The organism is Peribacillus sp. NPDC101480, from assembly GCF_050277335.1.
GTDB lineage: Bacteria > Bacillota > Bacilli > Bacillales > DSM-1321 > Peribacillus.
Genome location: NZ_JBNNSB010000004.1, coordinates 464160 through 483525, shown reverse-complemented (window position 1 = coordinate 483525; position 19366 = coordinate 464160). Strand labels below are relative to the sequence as shown.

18 protein-coding genes are annotated in these 19366 nt (G+C 40.4%); all 18 read right to left on the bottom strand.

What is annotated here, in order from left to right; genetic code table 11:
• Positions 1 to 24: 24 nt before the first annotated feature.
• Positions 25 to 1290, bottom strand: a complete 1266-nt coding sequence (locus tag ACQKMF_RS16675) for a flagellar hook protein FlgE (protein ID WP_402941823.1) — start codon at positions 1288 to 1290, stop codon at positions 25 to 27.
• A 461-nt stretch (positions 1291 to 1751) separates the two neighbouring features.
• A complete protein-coding gene (flgD, locus tag ACQKMF_RS16670; protein WP_101224649.1) occupies positions 1752 to 2387 on the bottom strand; it encodes a flagellar hook assembly protein FlgD in 636 nt (211 codons plus the stop codon).
• 8 nt (positions 2388 to 2395) lie between these two features.
• Positions 2396 to 3700 (bottom strand): flagellar hook-length control protein FliK, encoded by a 1305-nt coding sequence (locus ACQKMF_RS16665; protein WP_427574105.1) that lies wholly within the window; start codon positions 3698 to 3700, stop codon positions 2396 to 2398.
• A gap of 25 nt (positions 3701 to 3725) precedes the next feature.
• Complete coding sequence (locus tag ACQKMF_RS16660) at positions 3726 to 4334, bottom strand: MotE family protein (RefSeq protein WP_427574103.1); 609 nt, start codon at positions 4332 to 4334, stop codon at positions 3726 to 3728.
• Positions 4335 to 4338: 4 nt separating this feature from the next.
• Positions 4339 to 4785, bottom strand: coding sequence for a flagellar export protein FliJ (gene fliJ / locus ACQKMF_RS16655; RefSeq protein WP_230177503.1), 447 nt, complete (start codon positions 4783 to 4785; stop codon positions 4339 to 4341).
• 2 nt (positions 4786 to 4787) lie between these two features.
• The gene (gene fliI / locus ACQKMF_RS16650; protein ID WP_427574101.1) at positions 4788 to 6107 is read right to left on the bottom strand and encodes a flagellar protein export ATPase FliI; all 1320 of its coding nucleotides are present in this window, start codon (positions 6105 to 6107) and stop codon (positions 4788 to 4790) included.
• A 2-nt stretch (positions 6108 to 6109) separates the two neighbouring features.
• A complete protein-coding gene (fliH, locus tag ACQKMF_RS16645; protein WP_427574099.1) occupies positions 6110 to 6883 on the bottom strand; it encodes a flagellar assembly protein FliH in 774 nt (257 codons plus the stop codon).
• Positions 6867 to 7886, bottom strand: coding sequence for a flagellar motor switch protein FliG (gene fliG, locus ACQKMF_RS16640; protein WP_101224644.1), 1020 nt, complete (start codon positions 7884 to 7886; stop codon positions 6867 to 6869). The genes fliH and fliG overlap by 17 nt, the downstream gene beginning before the upstream one ends.
• Before the next feature lie 13 nt (positions 7887 to 7899).
• Positions 7900 to 9498, bottom strand: a complete 1599-nt coding sequence (gene fliF, locus ACQKMF_RS16635) for a flagellar basal-body MS-ring/collar protein FliF (RefSeq protein WP_427574097.1) — start codon at positions 9496 to 9498, stop codon at positions 7900 to 7902.
• Between the two features lie 93 nt (positions 9499 to 9591).
• Positions 9592 to 9900, bottom strand: coding sequence for a flagellar hook-basal body complex protein FliE (gene fliE / locus ACQKMF_RS16630; protein ID WP_101224642.1), 309 nt, complete (start codon positions 9898 to 9900; stop codon positions 9592 to 9594).
• 23 nt (positions 9901 to 9923) lie between these two features.
• Positions 9924 to 10382 (bottom strand): flagellar basal body rod protein FlgC, encoded by a 459-nt coding sequence (gene flgC / locus ACQKMF_RS16625; protein ID WP_427574095.1) that lies wholly within the window; start codon positions 10380 to 10382, stop codon positions 9924 to 9926.
• Positions 10382 to 10777: a flagellar basal body rod protein FlgB gene (gene flgB / locus ACQKMF_RS16620; protein ID WP_101224640.1), complete on the bottom strand. Its 396-nt coding sequence runs from the start codon at positions 10775 to 10777 to the stop codon at positions 10382 to 10384. The genes flgC and flgB overlap by 1 nt, the downstream gene beginning before the upstream one ends.
• Positions 10778 to 11532: 755 nt before the next feature.
• Positions 11533 to 12312: a GTP-sensing pleiotropic transcriptional regulator CodY gene (gene codY / locus ACQKMF_RS16615; RefSeq protein WP_057278408.1), complete on the bottom strand. Its 780-nt coding sequence runs from the start codon at positions 12310 to 12312 to the stop codon at positions 11533 to 11535.
• 107 nt (positions 12313 to 12419) lie between these two features.
• On the bottom strand, positions 12420 to 13829 hold the full coding sequence (hslU, locus tag ACQKMF_RS16610) for an HslU--HslV peptidase ATPase subunit (protein WP_048684871.1): 1410 nt from the start codon (positions 13827 to 13829) through the stop codon (positions 12420 to 12422).
• Positions 13830 to 13841: 12 nt separating this feature from the next.
• Positions 13842 to 14369, bottom strand: a complete 528-nt coding sequence (hslV, locus tag ACQKMF_RS16605; RefSeq protein ID WP_048684874.1) for an HslVU peptidase proteolytic subunit — start codon at positions 14367 to 14369, stop codon at positions 13842 to 13844.
• A gap of 20 nt (positions 14370 to 14389) precedes the next feature.
• The gene (xerC, locus tag ACQKMF_RS16600) at positions 14390 to 15292 is read right to left on the bottom strand and encodes a tyrosine recombinase XerC (protein WP_048684877.1); all 903 of its coding nucleotides are present in this window, start codon (positions 15290 to 15292) and stop codon (positions 14390 to 14392) included.
• Between the two features lie 59 nt (positions 15293 to 15351).
• Complete coding sequence (gene trmFO, locus ACQKMF_RS16595) at positions 15352 to 16659, bottom strand: FADH(2)-oxidizing methylenetetrahydrofolate--tRNA-(uracil(54)-C(5))-methyltransferase TrmFO (RefSeq protein WP_427574092.1); 1308 nt, start codon at positions 16657 to 16659, stop codon at positions 15352 to 15354.
• Between the two features lie 404 nt (positions 16660 to 17063).
• On the bottom strand, positions 17064 to 19139 hold the full coding sequence (gene topA / locus ACQKMF_RS16590; RefSeq protein WP_230177515.1) for a type I DNA topoisomerase: 2076 nt from the start codon (positions 19137 to 19139) through the stop codon (positions 17064 to 17066).
• Positions 19140 to 19366 lie beyond the last annotated feature (227 nt).

The window sequence follows — 19366 nt, the reverse complement described above, 5'->3', positions numbered from 1 at the left end:
CACCTGGCTCCTCCCTCCCTTAACCTATCGTTTTAAGTTAACCAATTCCTGTAGAATTTCATCCGACGTCGTGATGATCCTCGAATTTGACTGGAAACCACGTTGAGCAACGATCATTTCAGTAAACTCTTCGGATAAATCCACATTGGACATTTCCAAAGAACCTGATGCAATCACACCGCGCCCCTCACCTGCGATATTGATATTTGCAGTACCTGAATTTATTGATTCCTGAAAAGTATTGCCACCGGTTTTCGTCAAGCCAGATGCATTGGAAAACTTGGCGACGGCAAGTTGGCCTAAGGTAGTGATCAGACCGTTGGAATAAACGCCATTTATTTCCCCTGATGAACCAATATTAAAACTTTCCAGTTTACCTTCTTTATTACCATTCGGATTTACAAGAGCAGTGGTGGAACCTTTAACTTGAGTAAGATTCGAGAAATCAAAATCCAAATTAACTTTTTGTACGCTTTCATCGACTGCAGTATCCGAGTCATCCTCTTTGCCGCTTGAAATGTTTATGGTTTGACCAGCCTGGGTTTTATCAGCTGCCACTATCTGACCATTAGCGTCGAAATTTATCGTAGTGAACGGTTTTGGTTTAGTAGCTGATGTATCCCCCAAAGGACCAGGTTCTTCATCAAAAACCTCCCATTTATCATCACCGTTTTTTTGGAAAAAGATAGTTGCCGTTTGTTCTTTACCCTTGTCATCCACAACTTTCATTTGCTGGCTAAATACGGTACCATCAATTGCGTCAGCAGCTAGATTTCCACTTACTGATATTTTAGTGGTGGTAATGGCAGGTAAAATCGCATTGACGTTAACAGCAACATCGCCAATCGTTTTTGATCGTTTCCCGTTTTCATCAACCTTGTAAGCCTGCACTTTCAAACCATTCGCGTTGACAAGGGTACCATTATCATCCAGGTAAAAGTTTCCTGCGCGTGTATATGAAAGAGAATCGCCTTGCTTGACGACGAAATAGCCATCACCGGATATTCCTAAATCAAGATCGCGGCCGGTGGTTTGCAGGCTTGACTGTGTATGGATCGTATCAATTGTAGCAATCGTGGACCCCAATCCAATTTGTTTAGAATTGGTTCCTCCTTTATTGGCTGTTGCTGCACTTGCACCAGATACCGTTTGGTTCATTGCATCGCTGAATGTCACACGGCTTTTTTTGAAACCATATGTATTGACATTGGCGACGTTATTACCGATAACATCCAATTTTGTTTGTAAGTTTTTTAATCCGCTTATTCCCGAATACATTGAACGAAGCATGATAAAGCTCCCCTTTCATATATAGACTGCTTCCGTCATTCCACAGTCCAGGCTCCTCTTTCAGGTCCAGCCTATTTATCTAAAATTATGGTTCCGTTGATGTTCGTGAAAATTTGAACGTCGCTTCTTCCCTGTTAGACTTGTGATGACCATATTGTTTTTCGGGCTTACTATCAGTGCCGAATTCTTTGTAATGATAAGAAATTCGGTTACACCCATTTTTTTGGCCTCATTGGCTTTAAGAGCTATTTGTCCCAGGTTTATGACGCTAATTCTCCTTTGACTCATCCGAAATTGAGCATGTTTACTGATGGCCAATTTTTGATTTTGTGCAGACAGCAGCTTGAAAATGCTGTTGGAAGCCTTGCTGGAACATCCGCCTTTGCCTTAACGGCAATTTTCTTGTGGCATCAGCTGAGAGGAATTTGCTTGAAAACCAAGTTTATTCATATTCCCGCCCCTTAAGCTTCAGCGATTTTTATCAATTGCTCTGATGATAACTTGGTTTTGTTTTCATCATCCACTTCAATTTGCAGTTTGCCATTACTCATGGATACCGAGATTACTACAGCTGATGTCTCTCCATTTTTTTCATCCATCCAGGAAACGCGCTTGCCTATTAATTCACTTGCCGCCGTCAAGCTATTCGACGTGGAACTTGTTTGTTTCATTGCCGAGATATTTGCGGGTTCAAGCTTTGTGCCATCTTCTAAAAGAAAATAAACGCCATCACCCTTATATTGGATCGATTTAACCATGCCTGTTCCTTCTTCTATCGCAAGGTCATCATCGCCTTCATCCAGTTTATGCCAAGTGACTTCCTTTCCGACAAAAGAGTTATAGTTCATTAAACTATTTTGTTGATTGATCCCGATTATTTCTTCCATTTGGGCTCCCATATTCATCATCTGTTCCAGAGAAGAAAAAGTGGCCATTTGGGCGATGAATTCCGTATTGTCCATCGGGCTTGACGGATCTTGGTTTTGAAGCTGGGTAAGCAGCAATTTCAAGAAATCATCTTTTCCCAATGCATCCCCGGTTTTTCTGTTTTCAGTTTGAGATTTTGATAATAATAGTGACGTATCGATGGTCGTCATTTTTTCACCTACACTTCCAGATTTAACAAAGCATCGGCAAGGGATCCCGTAAATTCGCTTTCCGTCTCATCATTGCTTTCTTCCTTACTCTCCTGTTGTTCATTATGTTCATCCGCATCTTTCTGGCTGAATTTCTCAGAAAAAGCATTGAAGGTCTGTGATATTTCAATTCTTTCAATTTGAATGTTTTGTCCGCTAAACGCTTGTTTTAAACCATGAATCTGATTCTCCAGCATATCTTTGGCCTGTGCAGTAGTAGCTAGAATCTTGGCTGAAAGCATACCATCCTTTTGAATCAGCTCGATTCTTAGGGACCCTAAATGTTCAGGATTCAATCTGATCAACAGTTTATTTACACCGTTAATTACGCTAAAGTTCGCCTTACTTAGAATATTTTCAAATTGCTTAACGAACTCTCCTTGACTGGCAGTTTGCTCAACTTTGGGAGCTGCCAAGACGAATTGCTCCAGCTTTGTCATGAAAAAAGGCATACCAGACCCTTGATGTTTACCGCTATCCAGGCTTTGCAAAGTCACACTGCTAGCGACTGCTCCGTCTTTATTTACCTTGTCAATCCCAGATGAATGAGGGAATGCGCTTTTAAATGTTTCTATTGCTTTAGTTTGCCCTGTCTCCAAAGTGTTGGATTGGTCAGGTTCTGTTTTTGATTTTGGTTGAATGGACAGCCATTTCTCCAGCTTCCCCGTTATCCCTTCAAGCAGGTGTTTCATTTGTTTCTGCATGGCCGCTTCATCTTGTGTCATGTGCTTATTCTCCGAGAGAAGATCTTGAACTTTCACCAATTTCAAGAGATTCACCACACCAGATAATGGTAGGTCATGCCATTCTTCTTCGCTCAATAAAGTAATTTTTTTCAGGGTGGTATACAGTTCCATCACATTGGCTGATAACAAACTTTGTGGCTTCAGGCTGAAGTCATCACCTTCTTGTTCTAAATCCAGTTCCTCGATGCTCGCAAAGAAATCATCCAGCGCACCCTCATCATTTCCAACTATATTTTTTAGGGCCTGTAAAATAAGGTTGCTGTCTTGTTTGTTTACTGAAGGGTCAACGGCTGGACTCTCTTCCCCTGTATCACTTAACCTTTCAAGCTTCAAAAAACCAAGCAAATTGTTTATTTCAGACATTCGTCCTTCAGGGTTGCCGCCTATATCCGATGGAATGGGAGGTTCTGCCCCTATCGCTGATTGAAGGACTGATCCAAACCCTGAATTAGTTTGCTGATTTGGCTTAATTGGTACCTTTAGACTTAATGATGCCAAGGGAAGTAAAGAATTAATGGCAGAATTCATATATTCACCTCCTAACTCTTTCCACTTAAGGACTTTGTTCCGTTAGTTTCTTCGTTAACCTTGCAGCATCAGCCGTTGTCATTTGCTCCAAAACCTTAGCTAAAGTGGCTGCTTTCATACTTGAGAGAATCTCCAATGCATCTTCATCATTCATTTCGGTAATGATAGGTGCAGCCTTCTTCGGAGCCATGGTTTCATAAGTACGAATTATATCCTTGAACGCTTGTTTACTATTATTCTGACTATCTTTAAGTTGATTCATTTCTGTTTGAAGCTGCTGTTTTTCTGCTTCTGCCTTTTCAATGGCCTTGTCGCGTGTATCGATGATGCTCTCAAGCTTGTCTATCTCTTTTTCCTTGTTTTCAATCTCGGTTTCTAATTTTTCGAGCTTCATGGAAACTTTCTCATCACTCTTGGCTGGTTTATCTTTCTCTTCATCCTTTTGATCCGATTCAATGAAGGGTATTCTCGCAGACATATCCTTTGCCTTTTCCATTACATTCACCCCTGCAACTGTAAAAACGATCAACGCTACAGTTACCGCAAAGATTAATGGAATGAAGATGACAAGAAACCATTGAAACTTACTTATCTTGCTTTCTTCCAATCCATTAGATTCACTTTTTTTACGCATTCCATCACCTTACGCCTTTGCTTAAGAATTGCCGGATTGATATTTCATCCATTTGTTTGTTCTCAGCTTCCTTAATAACATCGAGGAATTTAAGAAAATCATTTTCTTTCATTTTCTCGTACTTTTTAACCTCGATATTTCTTTCCATTAATATATCCCGTTGAATATTCATCTTGTATCGCGCTTCAATGACTTCCTGTTGACAGTGGTTTAAGAGTTTTTCCAAGTTGTCCATAAATAACTGATGATGACGAATTTCCTGTATGGATAATCCATTTCGCAGCTTTTCCTGTTGAAACTCAAGCAACTCTTCTTTTTTCTTTAAAAGCTTATATAACTTTTCTGCCACTTCTTCAAATTTTTTTAAAGCAGCATTATATTTAGCTAGTGCATCGTTTTTTTCTTTTTCTTTGATGGTCAGGATCTTCTCGAATTTATATTGATAAATCATTATTAATCACCTTTCTCCATCAATTCGACAAGGGCATTGATACTATTATCTTTGGTAGCTTTTTCATGGGTTCCTTGCTTCAAAAATGAAATGATTTCCGGATAGCGTGTAATCGAGTTATCAATTTGTTTGGAAGAACCCTTCTTATAAGCTCCTATATTAATCAAATCTTCCGACTCCATATAGGTTGATAAACTTGCCCGTAATTTTTCCGCGGCGTTTTTATGCTTGTCACCAACTATATTATTCATTACACGACTAATGCTCTTTAATACATTGAGCGCTGGAAACTGTCCTTTATTGGCTAAGTTTCGGTCCAGTATGAAGTGACCATCCAAAATTCCCCTGACAGCATCAGCAATCGGTTCATTCATATCATCACCGTCGACGAGTACCGTATAAAAAGCTGTAATGGTACCGAGCTGATTTGTACCCGTTCTTTCGAGTAACCTTGGCAGGATGGCGAAAACGGAGGGGGTATACCCTTTTGTCGTCGGCGGTTCCCCGATGGCAAGTCCAATTTCCCTCTGGGCCATCGCAACCCTCGTGACCGAATCCATCATCAGCATCACATTCAATCCCTTATCACGAAAATATTCCGCGATGGCAGTTGCCGTCAAAGCACCCTTTATCCTCATCAACGCTGGCTGATCAGATGTCGCCACTACAACGATTGATCGTGCCAGTCCTTCCGGTCCAAGATCTTTCTCAATGAATTCACGAACTTCACGGCCACGTTCTCCAATAAGACCGATTACGTTTAAGTCAGCCGTCGTATTCCTTGCTACCATACCAAGCAACGTGCTTTTCCCGACGCCGCTTCCTGCAAAGATACCAACACGCTGTCCTTTACCAACTGTTAATAAACTATCAATCACCCGGACTCCTACATCTATCGGTTCATTAATGGGAGGTCGTTTCATCGGTTTCGGCGGATCTTGATCCACAGAAATTGTCGCCAGACCTTTTGGAAGGAGTGAGTCATCAATGGGATGTCCCAATGGATCGACTACTTTGCCAATGAGCCCGCTTCCCGCCTTTATCTCAAGGCTCCGTCCGCTCCCTTCCACGATACAGCCCGGAGCAATATCACTAACTGCTGTAAAGGGCATTAAAACAACCATTTCATCACGGAAACCGACCACTTCGGCTAAGATTCGATTTTTCTTTTTTTGTATGCCTGTATGGATATAACAAACATCACCTACAGAGCTTTCAGGGCCTTGAGATTCTATCATTAACCCCACGACACGTTTGACCCGTCCATAATGTTTGAATGAATCAACTTCATCAACCAAGGGCAATAGGTCTCTAGTTTTCATCTTTATTCCCCTTCCAGCAATTCAGTTAGTTTCACTTTTATTTCCTGCAGCTGACTGTCGACACTCGCATCCATCCTTCCGTTATCGGATTCGATGATACAGCTGCTTTCTTCAAGCTCATCATCCGGAAAGATATACAGCTCAGTATCTTTCGGAAAGATTGCCATCAACTCATCTTTATGAGAAAGAATCGATTGATATCGGATCGGATGGATATGCAATTGCACTTCACGGCAATCCCTCACTTCTTTGATGGCTCTTTTGACTATGGATAAAAAAGACTCTTCATCTCTTTCAAGCTGTTGCCCGATAATTTTCTCTGCCACCTTCAGGGCAAGATTTAAAATAACGGTTTCAGATGATTCGATATGGTGCCGATAATCTTTTTTAGAGGACTCCACCACTTCTTTTGCGAAAGCTATATCCGCGGCAATCTCGCTATAACCCTTTTGGATCCCATCTTCGACTCCCTGCTGATACCCTTCTTTTTGAGCTTGTTCGATAACCATTGCTTTTTCTTGATTCTCCCATTGTTCTCGGTCTTGCTGGATTTCAGCAGCAATCGCTTGGGCTTTTTGCTTAGCATCGAGCAATAACGTTTCCGCTTCCTGTTTGGCATCTTTGAGAAATTCATCAGATTGAATATAATGAAGTTTTTTTCGCTCATCTGCATCATCATTTTGAAGAAAGTCAAAAGGGCGAACTTTTATCGCTATCTTTTTGCTTTTCTCCTGGTTAGCCTGCTGGGATTTGATAATCCTAGACAATGATATCATCCCCTCCGCCGCGGGCAATCACGATGTCTCCAGTTTCCTCCAGTCGGCGAATGACGGCAACAATTCTTGATTGCGCTTCTTCTACATCACGCAAACGTACCGGCCCCATATATTCCATTTCTTCCTGGAACGTTTCAACCATACGTTTTGACATGTTTCGGAAAACGATTTCCTTCACTTCATCACTAGCCACTTTAAGCGATAGCTTAAGATCTTCGTTATCGGATTCCCTGACAACACGCTGAATCGCTCTGCCATCAAGGGTCACGATATCCTCAAAAACAAACATTCGTTTCTTTATTTCCTCAGCAAGCTCCGGATCTTGGATTTCAAGTGCATCCAAGATCGTTCTTTCCGTTGAGCGATCAACACCATTCAACACATCTACAACGGCTTCCACTCCACCAGTCTGTGTATAATCTTGGGTTACAGTCGCTGAAAGTTTCCTTTCGAGTATTTGCTCCACTTCATTGATGATTTCCGGAGAAGTGCTATCCATTAAAGCAATCCTTCTTGCAATATCGGCCTGCACCTCTTGCGGAAGCTCAGACAATATTTGTCCAGCCTGTGTGGGATCAAGATAGGACAAGATCAATGCAATGGTCTGCGGATGCTCGTTCTGAATGAAATTCAAGATCTGTCCAGGATCTGCCTTTCGAGCAAAGTCGAATGGACGAACCTGCAAGGAAGATGTTAAACGGTTAATGATGGCGGTTGCCTGATCAGTCCCTAATGCCTTTTCAAGTACCTGTTTGGCATATCCTATCCCTCCCTGGGAGATGTAATCCTGTGCTAAAGCAATATTATGGAATTCTTCCAGAATTTCCTCTTTATCTTGGGAGTCCACTTTCCTCACTCCCGAAATTTCAAGTGTCAATCTCTCAATTTCCTCTTCGGAAAGATGCTTATAAACGGACGCAGAAACATCCGGGCCTAAGGAAATAAGGAGGATGGCAGCTTTCTGTTTGCCAGTCAATCCGGCTTTTTTTTTTCTATCTGTCATTTTCTTAAGCCTCCTATTCTTCTGCTATCCAGCTTCTTAATAATTTTGCAAATTCATCCGGCTTTTCTTTTGCCAGCTTCTCCAGTTGTTTTCTTTTTAAAGATGCTTCTGTTTCCTTCTCTTTGTTCAGATCCGGAACATCGAATACGACTTCTTCCTCTTCAACCACGTACTCCTCTTCCATTTCAGCTTGCTTTCGGGAACGGAGGAATAAGATTAAGAGAATGATAATGGCAAGTATTAGCACTCCGCCGACTATGTATGCCCATATTGGTAACGAAGGTTTCGTTTCATCTTTTTGCAACTTCATTTTTCCATTAAACGGCTGAACGGAAATCGCAATTTTATTATTAAGCTCCTCGTCCGTCAGCTCTTCCCCTTCAGCTTTTTTCTCGATTGTCGTGCGTATTATCGTACCTAGGATTTGTGTAATATCATCCATACTCTGTTGAGATAAAGAATTTGGATCGTCAGCTGTGGGCGGTTCGACCATGACCTGAATACCTAAATCTTTGACTTTATATGGGCTTTCGACTATTTCTTTCTTGATTCGATTCACTTCACTATTTATCGTTTCATCCACTTTTTCATAATCACCGGATCCGTTTGTGCCTTCAACGTAACTCGATCCCAATGAATCCGAGGAATCCTCACTTTGCGGAACGCCTCCTGCACCTGCTGCGTCCCCGCTATACGATTCGTTGATCCTTTGCGCAGAAATCTCAATTCCAGCCATATTTTCTTCATCGACCGGTTCCACTAAATTCTCTTCCCGATTTTCTTGAGTGAAATCAATGTCTGTCGTGACTGAAACAACCACCTTGTCTCTCCCCATTATCGTTCCAAGCATATTTTGTACCTGTCTTTGAATATCGCGTTCTATTTCTTTTTTTATTTCGTTTTGGGTAGCAAATGCGGATGCGAAAGAAGAATTTTCATTTTCATAATCGAAGTACTCAAACTCTTGGTTCATAATGACGATATTATCTGTAGGGAGATTCGGAACACTTTTTGAGACCAGATGATAAAGGGAATTGATTTGACTTTCTTCAAATTTATAACCGGGTTTCGTATTCAATACAATGGATGCTGACGCTTCCCCAGCTGAATCACTGACAAAAACTCCTTTATCAGGAAGGGTGATCATAACACTGGCATCTTCTACCCCATCAATCTTTTTTATTAAACTTGCCAATTCCGTTTGCATCGAGTCCAGTTTAATGACATTGAATTCATTTTCAGTCATTCCGATACCGGCACTTTGACTAAAAAAGGAATAGTCGATACTGCCTGATTCCGGAATTCCTTCAGCTGCCAGTTCCACTTTAAGTGAATCCAGTTTTTCTTCTGGAACTTTTATGGTCGTCCCATTTTCAGAAACTTCATTCATAATCCCTTGACTGTCTAAATTTTCTTTAATGCTCCCCGTTTCCGAAGGAGTTAAGTTGGAATATAAGGGCACCAGCGTCGTACGCGTGGTTAAAATTGAAACTGCCGTAATGATGATGATAATTAATGCCGCTGAACCAATCATCATGAATTTTTGTTTTTTACTGCGGCTCGTCCAGTAAGCAGTTATTTTGTTTTTATAGTTCACTAGTACTTCATTCATTTAAATCCCCCGGTCAGTCTATGAATTTATGATTGGGGGACTTCTTTTCCCCCTGGTCATTTTTCTCTATATAATGAGGTTAAAAAATGAATGCTATATACTCATTCTCATCATTTCCTGGTAGGCTTCCACAACCTTATTCCGAACCTCTAATGTAGCCTGCATGGTAACACTGGCTTTTTGTGAAGCTATCATCACCGAATGAAGCTCAACATTCTCCCCATTAACCAATTTGGTTGTAAGATCATCAGATGCCACTTGTGCTTCGTTAACTTTATTCATTGATTCTTTTAATACCGACGCAAAATCTTGCTGCGATTCGTATGGTGTATTAGTATTGTTTTGCTCTTTTTTCAGAACATTACTTGCATTGTTCACTGCTGAAAGAGAAATCCCCTCCATATCAACAATCCCCTTTCAAACTTTCATTTCCCGATTTCCAAAGCTTTCATCATCATTCCCTTTGATGCATTTAATACTGTCACATTTGCTTCGTATGAGCGTGTGACACTCATTAAATCAACCATTTCCCGAAGTGGGTCGACATTTGGCATTTCAACATAACCATCTTCATTGGCATCAGAATGTTCAGGATTGTAATCCAGTTCAAAAGGTGTTTTATCTTTTACTATTCCAGTCACCTTCACTCCATTCCCTACCTCGCTCGTTTTTCCTGATGCTGCGTTTAAGAAACTCGAAAAACCGTTTTCCTTACTTTGCAGCACAACCGATTTTCTTGTATATGGCTTCCATGTTTTTGATTCGGCGTCATATTCCGCCCTGGTAGTATCGGCATTAGCCATATTAGCTGAGATTACGTCCATCCTTACCCTTTGACTCGTCAGGCTAGATCCGGTCATGTTTATACTTTGGAAGATTCCCATCACTTACCTCCTCTAATTACATTCTGCAATGATTGAAACTTACCTGAAAGCCTGTCGGTTACTGCATTATAATAAATCTGGTTGGCAGCAAGATCAGTCATTTCCTTATCAACGTCCACGCTATTGCCATTATTGTTATATCGGACATTTTTCTGCGTCACGATGTTAGAAGCATTACTCCCCTCTGATTTGAAGGTGAAATGTCGTTCATCGGTACGATATGACTCCAGGGAAGATTCCAGTTCTCCCTTAAAGGATTGTGTTTTGTCGACTTCTTTAGCTTTATAATTAGGCGTATCCGAATTGGCTATGTTCTGTGAAATGACTTTTTGTTTGGCATTAGAATAATCAAGGGCATTTTCAAGCGATTGAAAAGTATTCGAAAATAATTCCACATCGATCACCTCTTTCTATAATTAACAAATAATTACTTTATCAATAAATTAACCCAGCGCATTTACGTTTTAATTTTAAAGAAACATTATAACTATGTCCATAAACAATACATAGACTTTAGACCTATTATCGTCGAAAATTGTCACAAATTGCTCAAATTTGTCGTTTTTATTAGTAAAATTACAGGGTTAATATGACGTTATATTACATTTTATTATGATATTCTACATATTAACCAAATTTTACTTCTATTAGCTTATATATCATATCGAAAAACAAATCTATATACCTGATACTTTAGAACTAATTTTCGATTTTACTTTAAATTATTTTTTTCATTTTAGTTGATTTAACCCTTTTAAATAAAGGGTTCTTAAGAAAAATAAATGATTACTGCATTTTTTCTTTTTTTGAAAAAAAGCGGTTTTTTTAACGTACCGATCCATTCGACAAAATTCCCAACTGACTGTACCCCGTTATCCATAGTATTTTTTAAAATCTAAAAGTACATCATCATTCATTTCCATCATATCGACAGTTATAATAATATAATTACCCTTTCAAGAAATATTCAACTATCTTTACTGCTTCTAATAGAAAACATGCCTATATTCACATTTCCATTTAATCCTTATTACCTTTTTTCCTTTCTACACCTGCCATTCACCTGCGTTTGCCTGTTAGTCCCAGAACAGCAACAGATCCAAATATCACAAAAAAGGCAGCCCTTTTTAAGGACTGCCTTTTTAGTATGTTAATTATTTTTAAGCTTTTCTAATTCAAGTAGGAATTTATCGTTCAATACTTTGATATAAGTACCTTTCATTCCAAGAGAGCGTGATTCAATGACTCCTGCACTTTCCAGTTTCCTTAGTGCATTTACGATAACGGAACGCGTGATGCCGACACGGTCTGCAATTTTGGATGCTACAAGCAGACCTTCATTACCTTTAAGCTCCTCAAAGATGTGCTCAATTGCTTCCAATTCGCTGTAAGATAACGAGGATATCGCCATTTGAACGACAGCTTTACTACGAGCTTCTTCTTCTATCTCTTCTGATTTTTCACGCAGGATTTCCATGCCGACTACAGTCGCACCATATTCAGCCAAAATTAAATCATCATCGTGAAATTTTTCTTGTAATCGGGCAAGTACTAATGTTCCTAAACGCTCTCCACCACCCATAATCGGTACGATCGTTGTTAATCCAGTTGCGAAAAGCTCTTTATTTTCGACTGGGAAAGCAGTATATTCGCTTTCGATATCAAGGTTCGAAGAGGTTTCAGGAATATTGAAAAGGTTTTTTGTGTACTCTTCAGGGAATTGTTTATCTTCCAACATTTTGTACATGCGTTCGTTTTCAATTTGCTGGCTCACCGCTATGCCAAGTAATTTTCCGCGGCGGCTGACGACGAATACATTCGCTTCGATAACTTCACTTAAACTTTCAGCCATTTCCTTGAAGTTAACTGCTTTACCTGCTGCTTTTTGGAGCATTGCATTGATTTTTCTTGTTTTTGCTAATAAGTTCATTTGATTTGTTCCTCCTAAAAATACCATGGTTCACAATAACTATGAAGTTGTATTTCCGTAATTTTATGTTCATTGCGTAGGCAAATCATTGCCAAATTGTTTCTTAATTAAAGGATAAACTGGCTTAAATCTTTGTTCCGGGCGATAGAACCAAGCTTACCTTCGACATATTGGGGGGTAATTGTAATCTTCTCCATCGTTATTTCCGGAGCTTCAAACGATAAGTCTTCAAGCAACCGTTCCAAAATGGTATGAAGTCTTCTTGCACCAATATTGTCAGTGTTTTGATTTACTTCGAAGGCCACTTCAGCTATCTTACGAACAGCATCGTCAGAAAATTCAATTTCTATACCTTCAGTTTCTAATAAAGCAACATATTGTTTTAACAAGGCGTTATCCGGTTCATGAAGAATCCGTACAAAGTCGTCTACAGTCAGTTTGTTCAATTCAACACGAATCGGGAATCTCCCTTGTAATTCAGGGATAAGGTCGGATGGCTTAGCCATATGAAAGGCCCCTGCAGCAATAAATAGGACATGATCCGTTTTAACTGACCCATATTTAGTCACTACTGTCGAACCTTCAACAATTGGCAGGATATCCCTTTGGACACCCTCTCTTGATACATCCGCTGATGAACTTCCAGATTGCTTACTTGCAATTTTGTCTATTTCATCAATAAAGATAATCCCATTTTGCTCAGCCCCGTATACTGCATCGGAAGTGACCTCATCCATATCAATCAATTTTGCCGCTTCTTCATTTGTTAAAACGGTTCTCGCTTCACTTACTTTCAATTTGCGCTTCTTGCTTTTTTTCGGCATCAAGCTTCCTAAAGCGTCCTGCATGTTCATCCCCATTTGTTCCATTCCCGAACCTTGGAGCATATCAAACATCGAAGCAGCCTGTTCTTCCACTTCGACCGTTATCATTTCACTTTCCAACTCACCATTAGCCAGCTTTTCAGCGACGATTTTTCTTTTTTCCTGCAAACTTAAATCTTCGGAATTTTCTTCCGGGTCCTGTTCGTCTTGATTGTTATTGCCTCCAAAAAAGACTTCAAGAGGATTCTTGAAATTACTCTGTTTTTTAGTGGATGGCACTAATAGCTCTATTAAACGGCGATTTGCATTTTCTTCTGCCCGTTCCTTTACACTGGCCATCTTTTCTTCCTTCACGAGGCGGACGGAAGTCTCCACCAAGTCACGGACCATGGACTCTACATCCCGGCCGACATACCCGACTTCCGTAAATTTCGTTGCTTCAACTTTTACAAAAGGAGCACCTACCAATTTAGCCATTCTCCGAGCTATTTCTGTTTTCCCAACACCTGTCGGTCCAATCATTAATATATTCTTCGGAACGACTTCGTCACGAAGTTGATCCGAGAGAAGGGAACGTCGGTAGCGATTCCGAAGAGCCACTGCCACTGCCCGTTTTGCCTCACGCTGCCCTACGATATACTGATCCAGTTTTTCAACGATTTGCCTCGGTGTTAAATTAGCTTTTTTTGACATTTGCGCTCCTCCTTACAACTCTTCCACGATTATATTCGTATTTGTAAATACACAAATTTCCGCTGCAATTTGTAAAGATGATTGAGCGATTTCCTTTGCCGATAAGTGGTCGCTGGAAAACCGCATTAATGCCCTGCCGGCAGCCAATGCATAATTCCCTCCCGATCCTATGGCGAGAATCCCGTCATCCGGTTCAATTACTTCCCCGGTGCCAGAAACGAGCAGTAAATGGTTCTTATCCATCACGACTAGCATGGCTTCAAGCTTTCTCAATACATTGTCACTTCTCCATTGCTTTGCCATTTCAACGGCAGCGCGCTGAAGATTGCCATTATACTCTTCAAGTTTAGCTTCGAACATCTCAAATAAAGTGAAAGCATCTGCAACGGAACCTGCAAAACCTGCAAGGACATTACCATTAAAGATTTTTCTTACTTTCCTCGCTGTATGCTTCATCACTACTGAATTTCCTAAAGTAACCTGCCCATCACCGGACATGGCACATTCACCTTTATGATGCACTGCAAATATCGTTGTCATAAAGTGTCCCCTTTCAACATTTAAGGCCGCGGATGTGATGCATTGTAGACTTTTTTCAATTGGTCTTTTGTAACATGCGTATACACTTGCGTTGATGAAATTTTTGAATGACCAAGCAATTCCTGAACCGTGCGAATGTCCGCCCCATTATTCAATAGGTGTGTAGCAAACGAATGCCTTAGCATATGGGGATGAAGACTTCCATCTGCGGCTGACTTTTTAATCAATTCATTCAATATATAGCGAACTCCCCTAGGTGTCAGAGGGTCTCCACGAAAATTAACAAATAAATAAACATGCGCCTTGGCGTCAGACGAAGTCAATTCCATCCTGGCTGTACGTATGTATAAATCTATCGCTTCCTGTGCATATCTACCAACCGGAACGTAGCGATCCTTTTTTCCTTTTCCATGGATCAGTACCGTCCCCAAGGAAAGATCGATATCCTGCAGTTTAATATCACAACATTCACTTACGCGAATGCCTGTAGCATACAATAATTCCAGTAAGGCATTGTTCCTTATTCCTATCGGTGAATCTTTCTTTAAAGAAGAAAACAACTGATCCATTTCCTTCTCATAGAGAAAACGTGGCAGTCTTTGATCCTTTTTAGGTAAAGAAGCAAGGGAAAAAGGATTATCCTTCACATCACCTTCACGTAGTAAAAATTTATAAAGGCTCCGCAAACAAGAAGTTTTTCTTGCTACAGTGCGCTTAGAAAGTTTTTTCTCATATAAATTCGTTAAATATAACCGGACATCAAGATATTCAACGGACGTGATGTCCTCAATGCCCTGTTCATTAAGGAACAGAAAAAATTCGTGAATATCACGTTTATAATTTTCAATGGTGTAATGTGAACTGTTCTTTTCAATTTGTAAATATTCGATGAAGGATGATAATGCCTTTTTTTGATTAATCATGGAAACACCTCGCAAAGGCTAATAAATAGTATCATACTTTAAAACAGCAGGCAAATATTTTACAAATTTTTCACAAAGTTCTGAATTGTGTCTAAAGCGCGTTTAGCATGCGTTTCATTCCGCTCTTTTTTGGATTTGATTCTCACTTCAAGGTCTGGAAGCAATCCAAAGTTGGCATTCATCGGCTGGAAGCTCTTACCATTCGTCGAAGTTATGTACCTTGCCATGCTGCCCATCGTCGTCTCTGCAGGGAAAATGATAGGATCCAATCCTTGGACGATCCTTGCAGCATTGATACCTGCAACCAAGCCCGATGCAGCCGATTCTACATATCCTTCGACGCCAGTCATCTGACCGGCAAAGAATAAATCATCCCGATTCTTGAATTGGTACGTAGACTTCAAAACATTAGGTGAGTTTATGAAAGTGTTTCGATGCATAACTCCATAACGGACAATTTCCGCATTTTCCAATCCAGGTATGAGCTGCAATACTTCTTTTTGCGGACCCCATTTCAAATGTGTCTGAAAACCAACAATATTGTAAAGTGTTCCTGCCGCATCATCTTGACGCAATTGAACTACAGCAAAAGGACGTTTTCCCGTTTTTGGATCTTCTAAGCCAACTGGCTTCAATGGACCAAATAACATCGTTTTCTTCCCGCGTGATGCCATTACTTCAATGGGCATGCAGCCTTCGAAAAAGATTTCTTTTTCGAATTCTTTAAGTGGAACTGTTTCAGCAGCAATCAAGGCTTCATAAAAGCGGTCAAACTCTTCTTCCGTCATCGGACAGTTCAGATAAGCTGCTTCACCTTTATCATAGCGGGATTTCAAATATACTTTCTCCATGTTGATGCTGTCTTTTTCCAGAATTGGTGCGGCAGCATCATAGAAGTACAAGTATTCTTCATCCATGATTTGCTTTAAGCTGTCAGATAGTGACTGACTTGTAAGCGGACCGGTTGCAATGACGGTAGGACCTTCCGGAATTTCCGTCACTTCTTCATTGATGACCGTTACATTTGGATGATTTTTGACCCTTTCCGTAACAAGACCGGCAAATTCATGACGATCAACAGCTAAAGCGCCGCCAGCCGGTACAGCACAAGCATCTGCTGCGGACATGATGACCGAATCCAGAATACGCATTTCTTCTTTTAATACACCAACTGCATTTGTTAACGTATTTGCCCGAAGTGAATTGGAACAAACAAGTTCAGCGAATTTATCGGTATGATGGGCTGGCGTTTGTTTTACAGGGCGCATTTCATATAGATCGACTTTAATTCCTCTTTTTGCTAACTGCCACGCCGCTTCACTTCCAGCAAGCCCAGCACCGATTACACTTACTTTTGTTTCTTTCATTTTTCGAACCTCCATGTATAGATATGATAAGACAGGATCATTTATCATTAAAACTGCTTTCATAAAAGTTTCATTTTTAACGATATCTATGTATTTATACCCGAAATACTCATTCCTGCTAAAGATAATTTAAAGAATATGCCAGATAGCGGCATTCTTCCTGCAATCCATTTCTTCTAAAAAGGATAACGGACACAAATAGGAATTATATCTTTAAAAGAATGTACTTGTCCACTGAATTTTACATCACATGGCTTAAATAAAAAAGTTTCAAGCTTTATCCATTTTCTTCTTGGAAGTAAGTCCACATACTATCATGATATCATACTTTCCTGAACATAAAGAAACTCGGCAGATGCCGAGTCAATTTATATTTAGAACAGTAAACGATTTCACGGTCTTTTCTATGCTTGGGGCAATTCTTTGAAATCACAATCCATGCACTGTACCTGGACGCCTTTTTTGAGTTTTTTCTCAACAAGTGTACCTTCACATTTTGGACAACTCCGCGGCAGCGGTTTATCCCAAGATATGAAGTCACATCCAGGATAGGTATCACACCCGTAAAATATGCGGCGTTTTTTACTTTTCCTTTCAATGATGTTTCCTTCTTTACATTTTGGACATTTAACACCGATTTCTTTAACGATTGGCTTTGTGTTACGGCAATCCGGGAAATTACTGCATGCCATGAACTTTCCATAACGCCCCATCTTAAAGACCATCCCATGTCCGCATTCCACGCAATCTTCACCTGCAGGTTCATCTTTGATTTCAATTTTCTCCATCTCGACTTCGGCTTTAGCCAAATGAACTGCAAATTCCTTATAAAATTCATCGATGACCTTTATCCATTCGATACTGCCTTCCTCGACGCTGTCGAATTCCTGTTCCATCTTGGCAGTGAACTCTGCATCAAGAATATCCGGGAAGAATTCGCGTATCAATTCAAGAACGATCTCACCAAGCTCTGTCGGGATGAACCGTTTATTATCCAAGGTAACATAGCCCCGTTTTTGAATCGTATCCAAGGTAGGAGCATATGTAGAAGGACGGCCTATTCCCAGTTCCTCTAGGGTTTTGACAAGACGGGCTTCAGTATATCGGGGCGGAGGCTGTGTGAAATGCTGCTTCGGCTCGATATCTTTTGAAAAGAATTGATCCCCTGTTTTCACATCCGGAAGTGCATTTTCCTTTTCTTCCACCGAGTCATCGGACCCTTCAACATATACCTTCATGAAACCCGGGAATTTAATTTTTGAACCATTTGCCCTGAAGATGACATCCCCGTTATGCAGGTCGATGCTCATCGTATCCATGACCGCCGAAGACATTTGACTAGAAACGAATCGTTCCCAAATCAATTTATAAAGACGGAATTGATCTCTGGATAAGAACTCCTTGACTACACCCGGTTCACGTAATGTGCTTGTTGGCCTGACCGCTTCATGGGCGTCCTGGGCATTGGTCTGTTTTTTCTCTTTGCGCTGTTCAACCTGAACATACTCTTTACCATAATTATTTTGGATGAAGGTATGGACTTCCTCTTTCGCAACATCGGAAATCCGGGTCGAATCGGTTCTCATATAAGTGATTAACCCGACTGTGCCTTCCTTGCCAAGTTCGATTCCTTCATAAAGCTGCTGAGCGAGCATCATGGTTTTCTTTGCACGGAAATTCAATTTACGTGCCGCTTCCTGTTGCAGGGAAGAAGTCGTAAAAGGAGCGGCTGGATTGCGCCTTCTTTCTTTTTTAGCTACAGCTCCTATCGTAAATTCGCCGCCATTTAAAGAAGCCAGCACTTTTTTGACGTCCTCTTCGTTATTCAACTCCTTCTTCTCACCGCCAATGCTGAAGAAGGAACCTTCAAATTGTTCTTTTCCTTTTACAAAATCAGCCTTGATTGTCCAATACTCTTCAGGGATAAAATCTTTGATCTCCTTCTCCCGGTCAATGATCATCCGTACAGCAACCGATTGGACCCGTCCCGCGCTTAAGCCTTTTTTCACCTTTTTCCACAAAAGCGGACTTATATTGTATCCGACCAAACGATCCAATACCCTTCTTGCCTGCTGGGCATCAACCAATTTCATATTTATTGGCCTCGGTGATTTAAATGATTCTTTGATAGCCTCTTTCGTGATCTCATTGAAAACCACGCGGCAATCTGAGTTAACGTCAACATCAAGACTGTGAGCCAAGTGCCAGGCAATGGCTTCCCCTTCCCTGTCGGGGTCAGCCGCGAGATATATTTTTTTCGCTTTTTTTGCAGCGGTTTTCAATTCTTTTAAAACCGGGCCTTTGCCGCGGATAGTTATATATTTAGGTTCATATTCATGTTCAACATCGACACCCATTTGACTTTTAGGCAAATCGCGTACATGCCCCATGGAAGCCTTTACTTTATATTTTTTTCCCAAGTAACGTTCTATTGTTTTCGCCTTTGCCGGCGATTCCACAATCACTAAGTATTCTGACATCCAATAAATCCTCCTCAAAGAGGTAATATAAATCTTCACTATTATTAATCATTCAAAATTCATTTGTCAACACCTCTTTACTTTTCAAAGCAGGCTGATTCATTTATTTATAGGTATTTTGACAAGAGGTGCCATTTGCAAAACTTATAACAGTTTTACAATATTTTCAACCTTTTTGTCTAATAATTCAACCCATCCTTTAAAAAAACCACCTTTTTTTCTTTATT

Bases quoted from the DNA above. Each gene is read 5' to 3' on its own strand.
- ACQKMF_RS16675 (WP_402941823.1), bottom strand. From the start codon at position 1,290: ATGCTTCGTTCAATGTATTCGGGAATAAGCGGATTAAAAAACTTACAA.
- flgD (WP_101224649.1), bottom strand. From the start codon at position 2,387: ATGACGACCATCGATACGTCACTATTATTATCAAAATCTCAAACTGAA.
- ACQKMF_RS16665 (WP_427574105.1), bottom strand. From the start codon at position 3,700: ATGAATTCTGCCATTAATTCTTTACTTCCCTTGGCATCATTAAGTCTA.
- ACQKMF_RS16660 (WP_427574103.1), bottom strand. From the start codon at position 4,334: ATGCGTAAAAAAAGTGAATCTAATGGATTGGAAGAAAGCAAGATAAGT.
- fliJ (WP_230177503.1), bottom strand. From the start codon at position 4,785: ATGATTTATCAATATAAATTCGAGAAGATCCTGACCATCAAAGAAAAA.
- fliI (WP_427574101.1), bottom strand. From the start codon at position 6,107: ATGAAAACTAGAGACCTATTGCCCTTGGTTGATGAAGTTGATTCATTC.
- fliH (WP_427574099.1), bottom strand. From the start codon at position 6,883: ATGATATCATTGTCTAGGATTATCAAATCCCAGCAGGCTAACCAGGAG.
- fliG (WP_101224644.1), bottom strand. From the start codon at position 7,886: ATGACAGATAGAAAAAAAAAAGCCGGATTGACTGGCAAACAGAAAGCT.
- fliF (WP_427574097.1), bottom strand. From the start codon at position 9,498: ATGAATGAAGTACTAGTGAACTATAAAAACAAAATAACTGCTTACTGG.
- fliE (WP_101224642.1), bottom strand. From the start codon at position 9,900: ATGGAGGGGATTTCTCTTTCAGCAGTGAACAATGCAAGTAATGTTCTG.
- flgC (WP_427574095.1), bottom strand. From the start codon at position 10,382: ATGGGAATCTTCCAAAGTATAAACATGACCGGATCTAGCCTGACGAGT.
- codY (WP_057278408.1), bottom strand. From the start codon at position 12,312: ATGAACTTATTAGCAAAAACAAGAAAAATCAATGCAATGCTCCAAAAA.
- hslU (WP_048684871.1), bottom strand. From the start codon at position 13,829: ATGTCAAAAAAAGCTAATTTAACACCGAGGCAAATCGTTGAAAAACTG.
- hslV (WP_048684874.1), bottom strand. From the start codon at position 14,369: ATGACAACGATATTTGCAGTGCATCATAAAGGTGAATGTGCCATGTCC.
- xerC (WP_048684877.1), bottom strand. From the start codon at position 15,292: ATGATTAATCAAAAAAAGGCATTATCATCCTTCATCGAATATTTACAA.
- trmFO (WP_427574092.1), bottom strand. From the start codon at position 16,659: ATGAAAGAAACAAAAGTAAGTGTAATCGGTGCTGGGCTTGCTGGAAGT.
- topA (WP_230177515.1), bottom strand. From the start codon at position 19,139: ATGTCAGAATACTTAGTGATTGTGGAATCGCCGGCAAAGGCGAAAACA.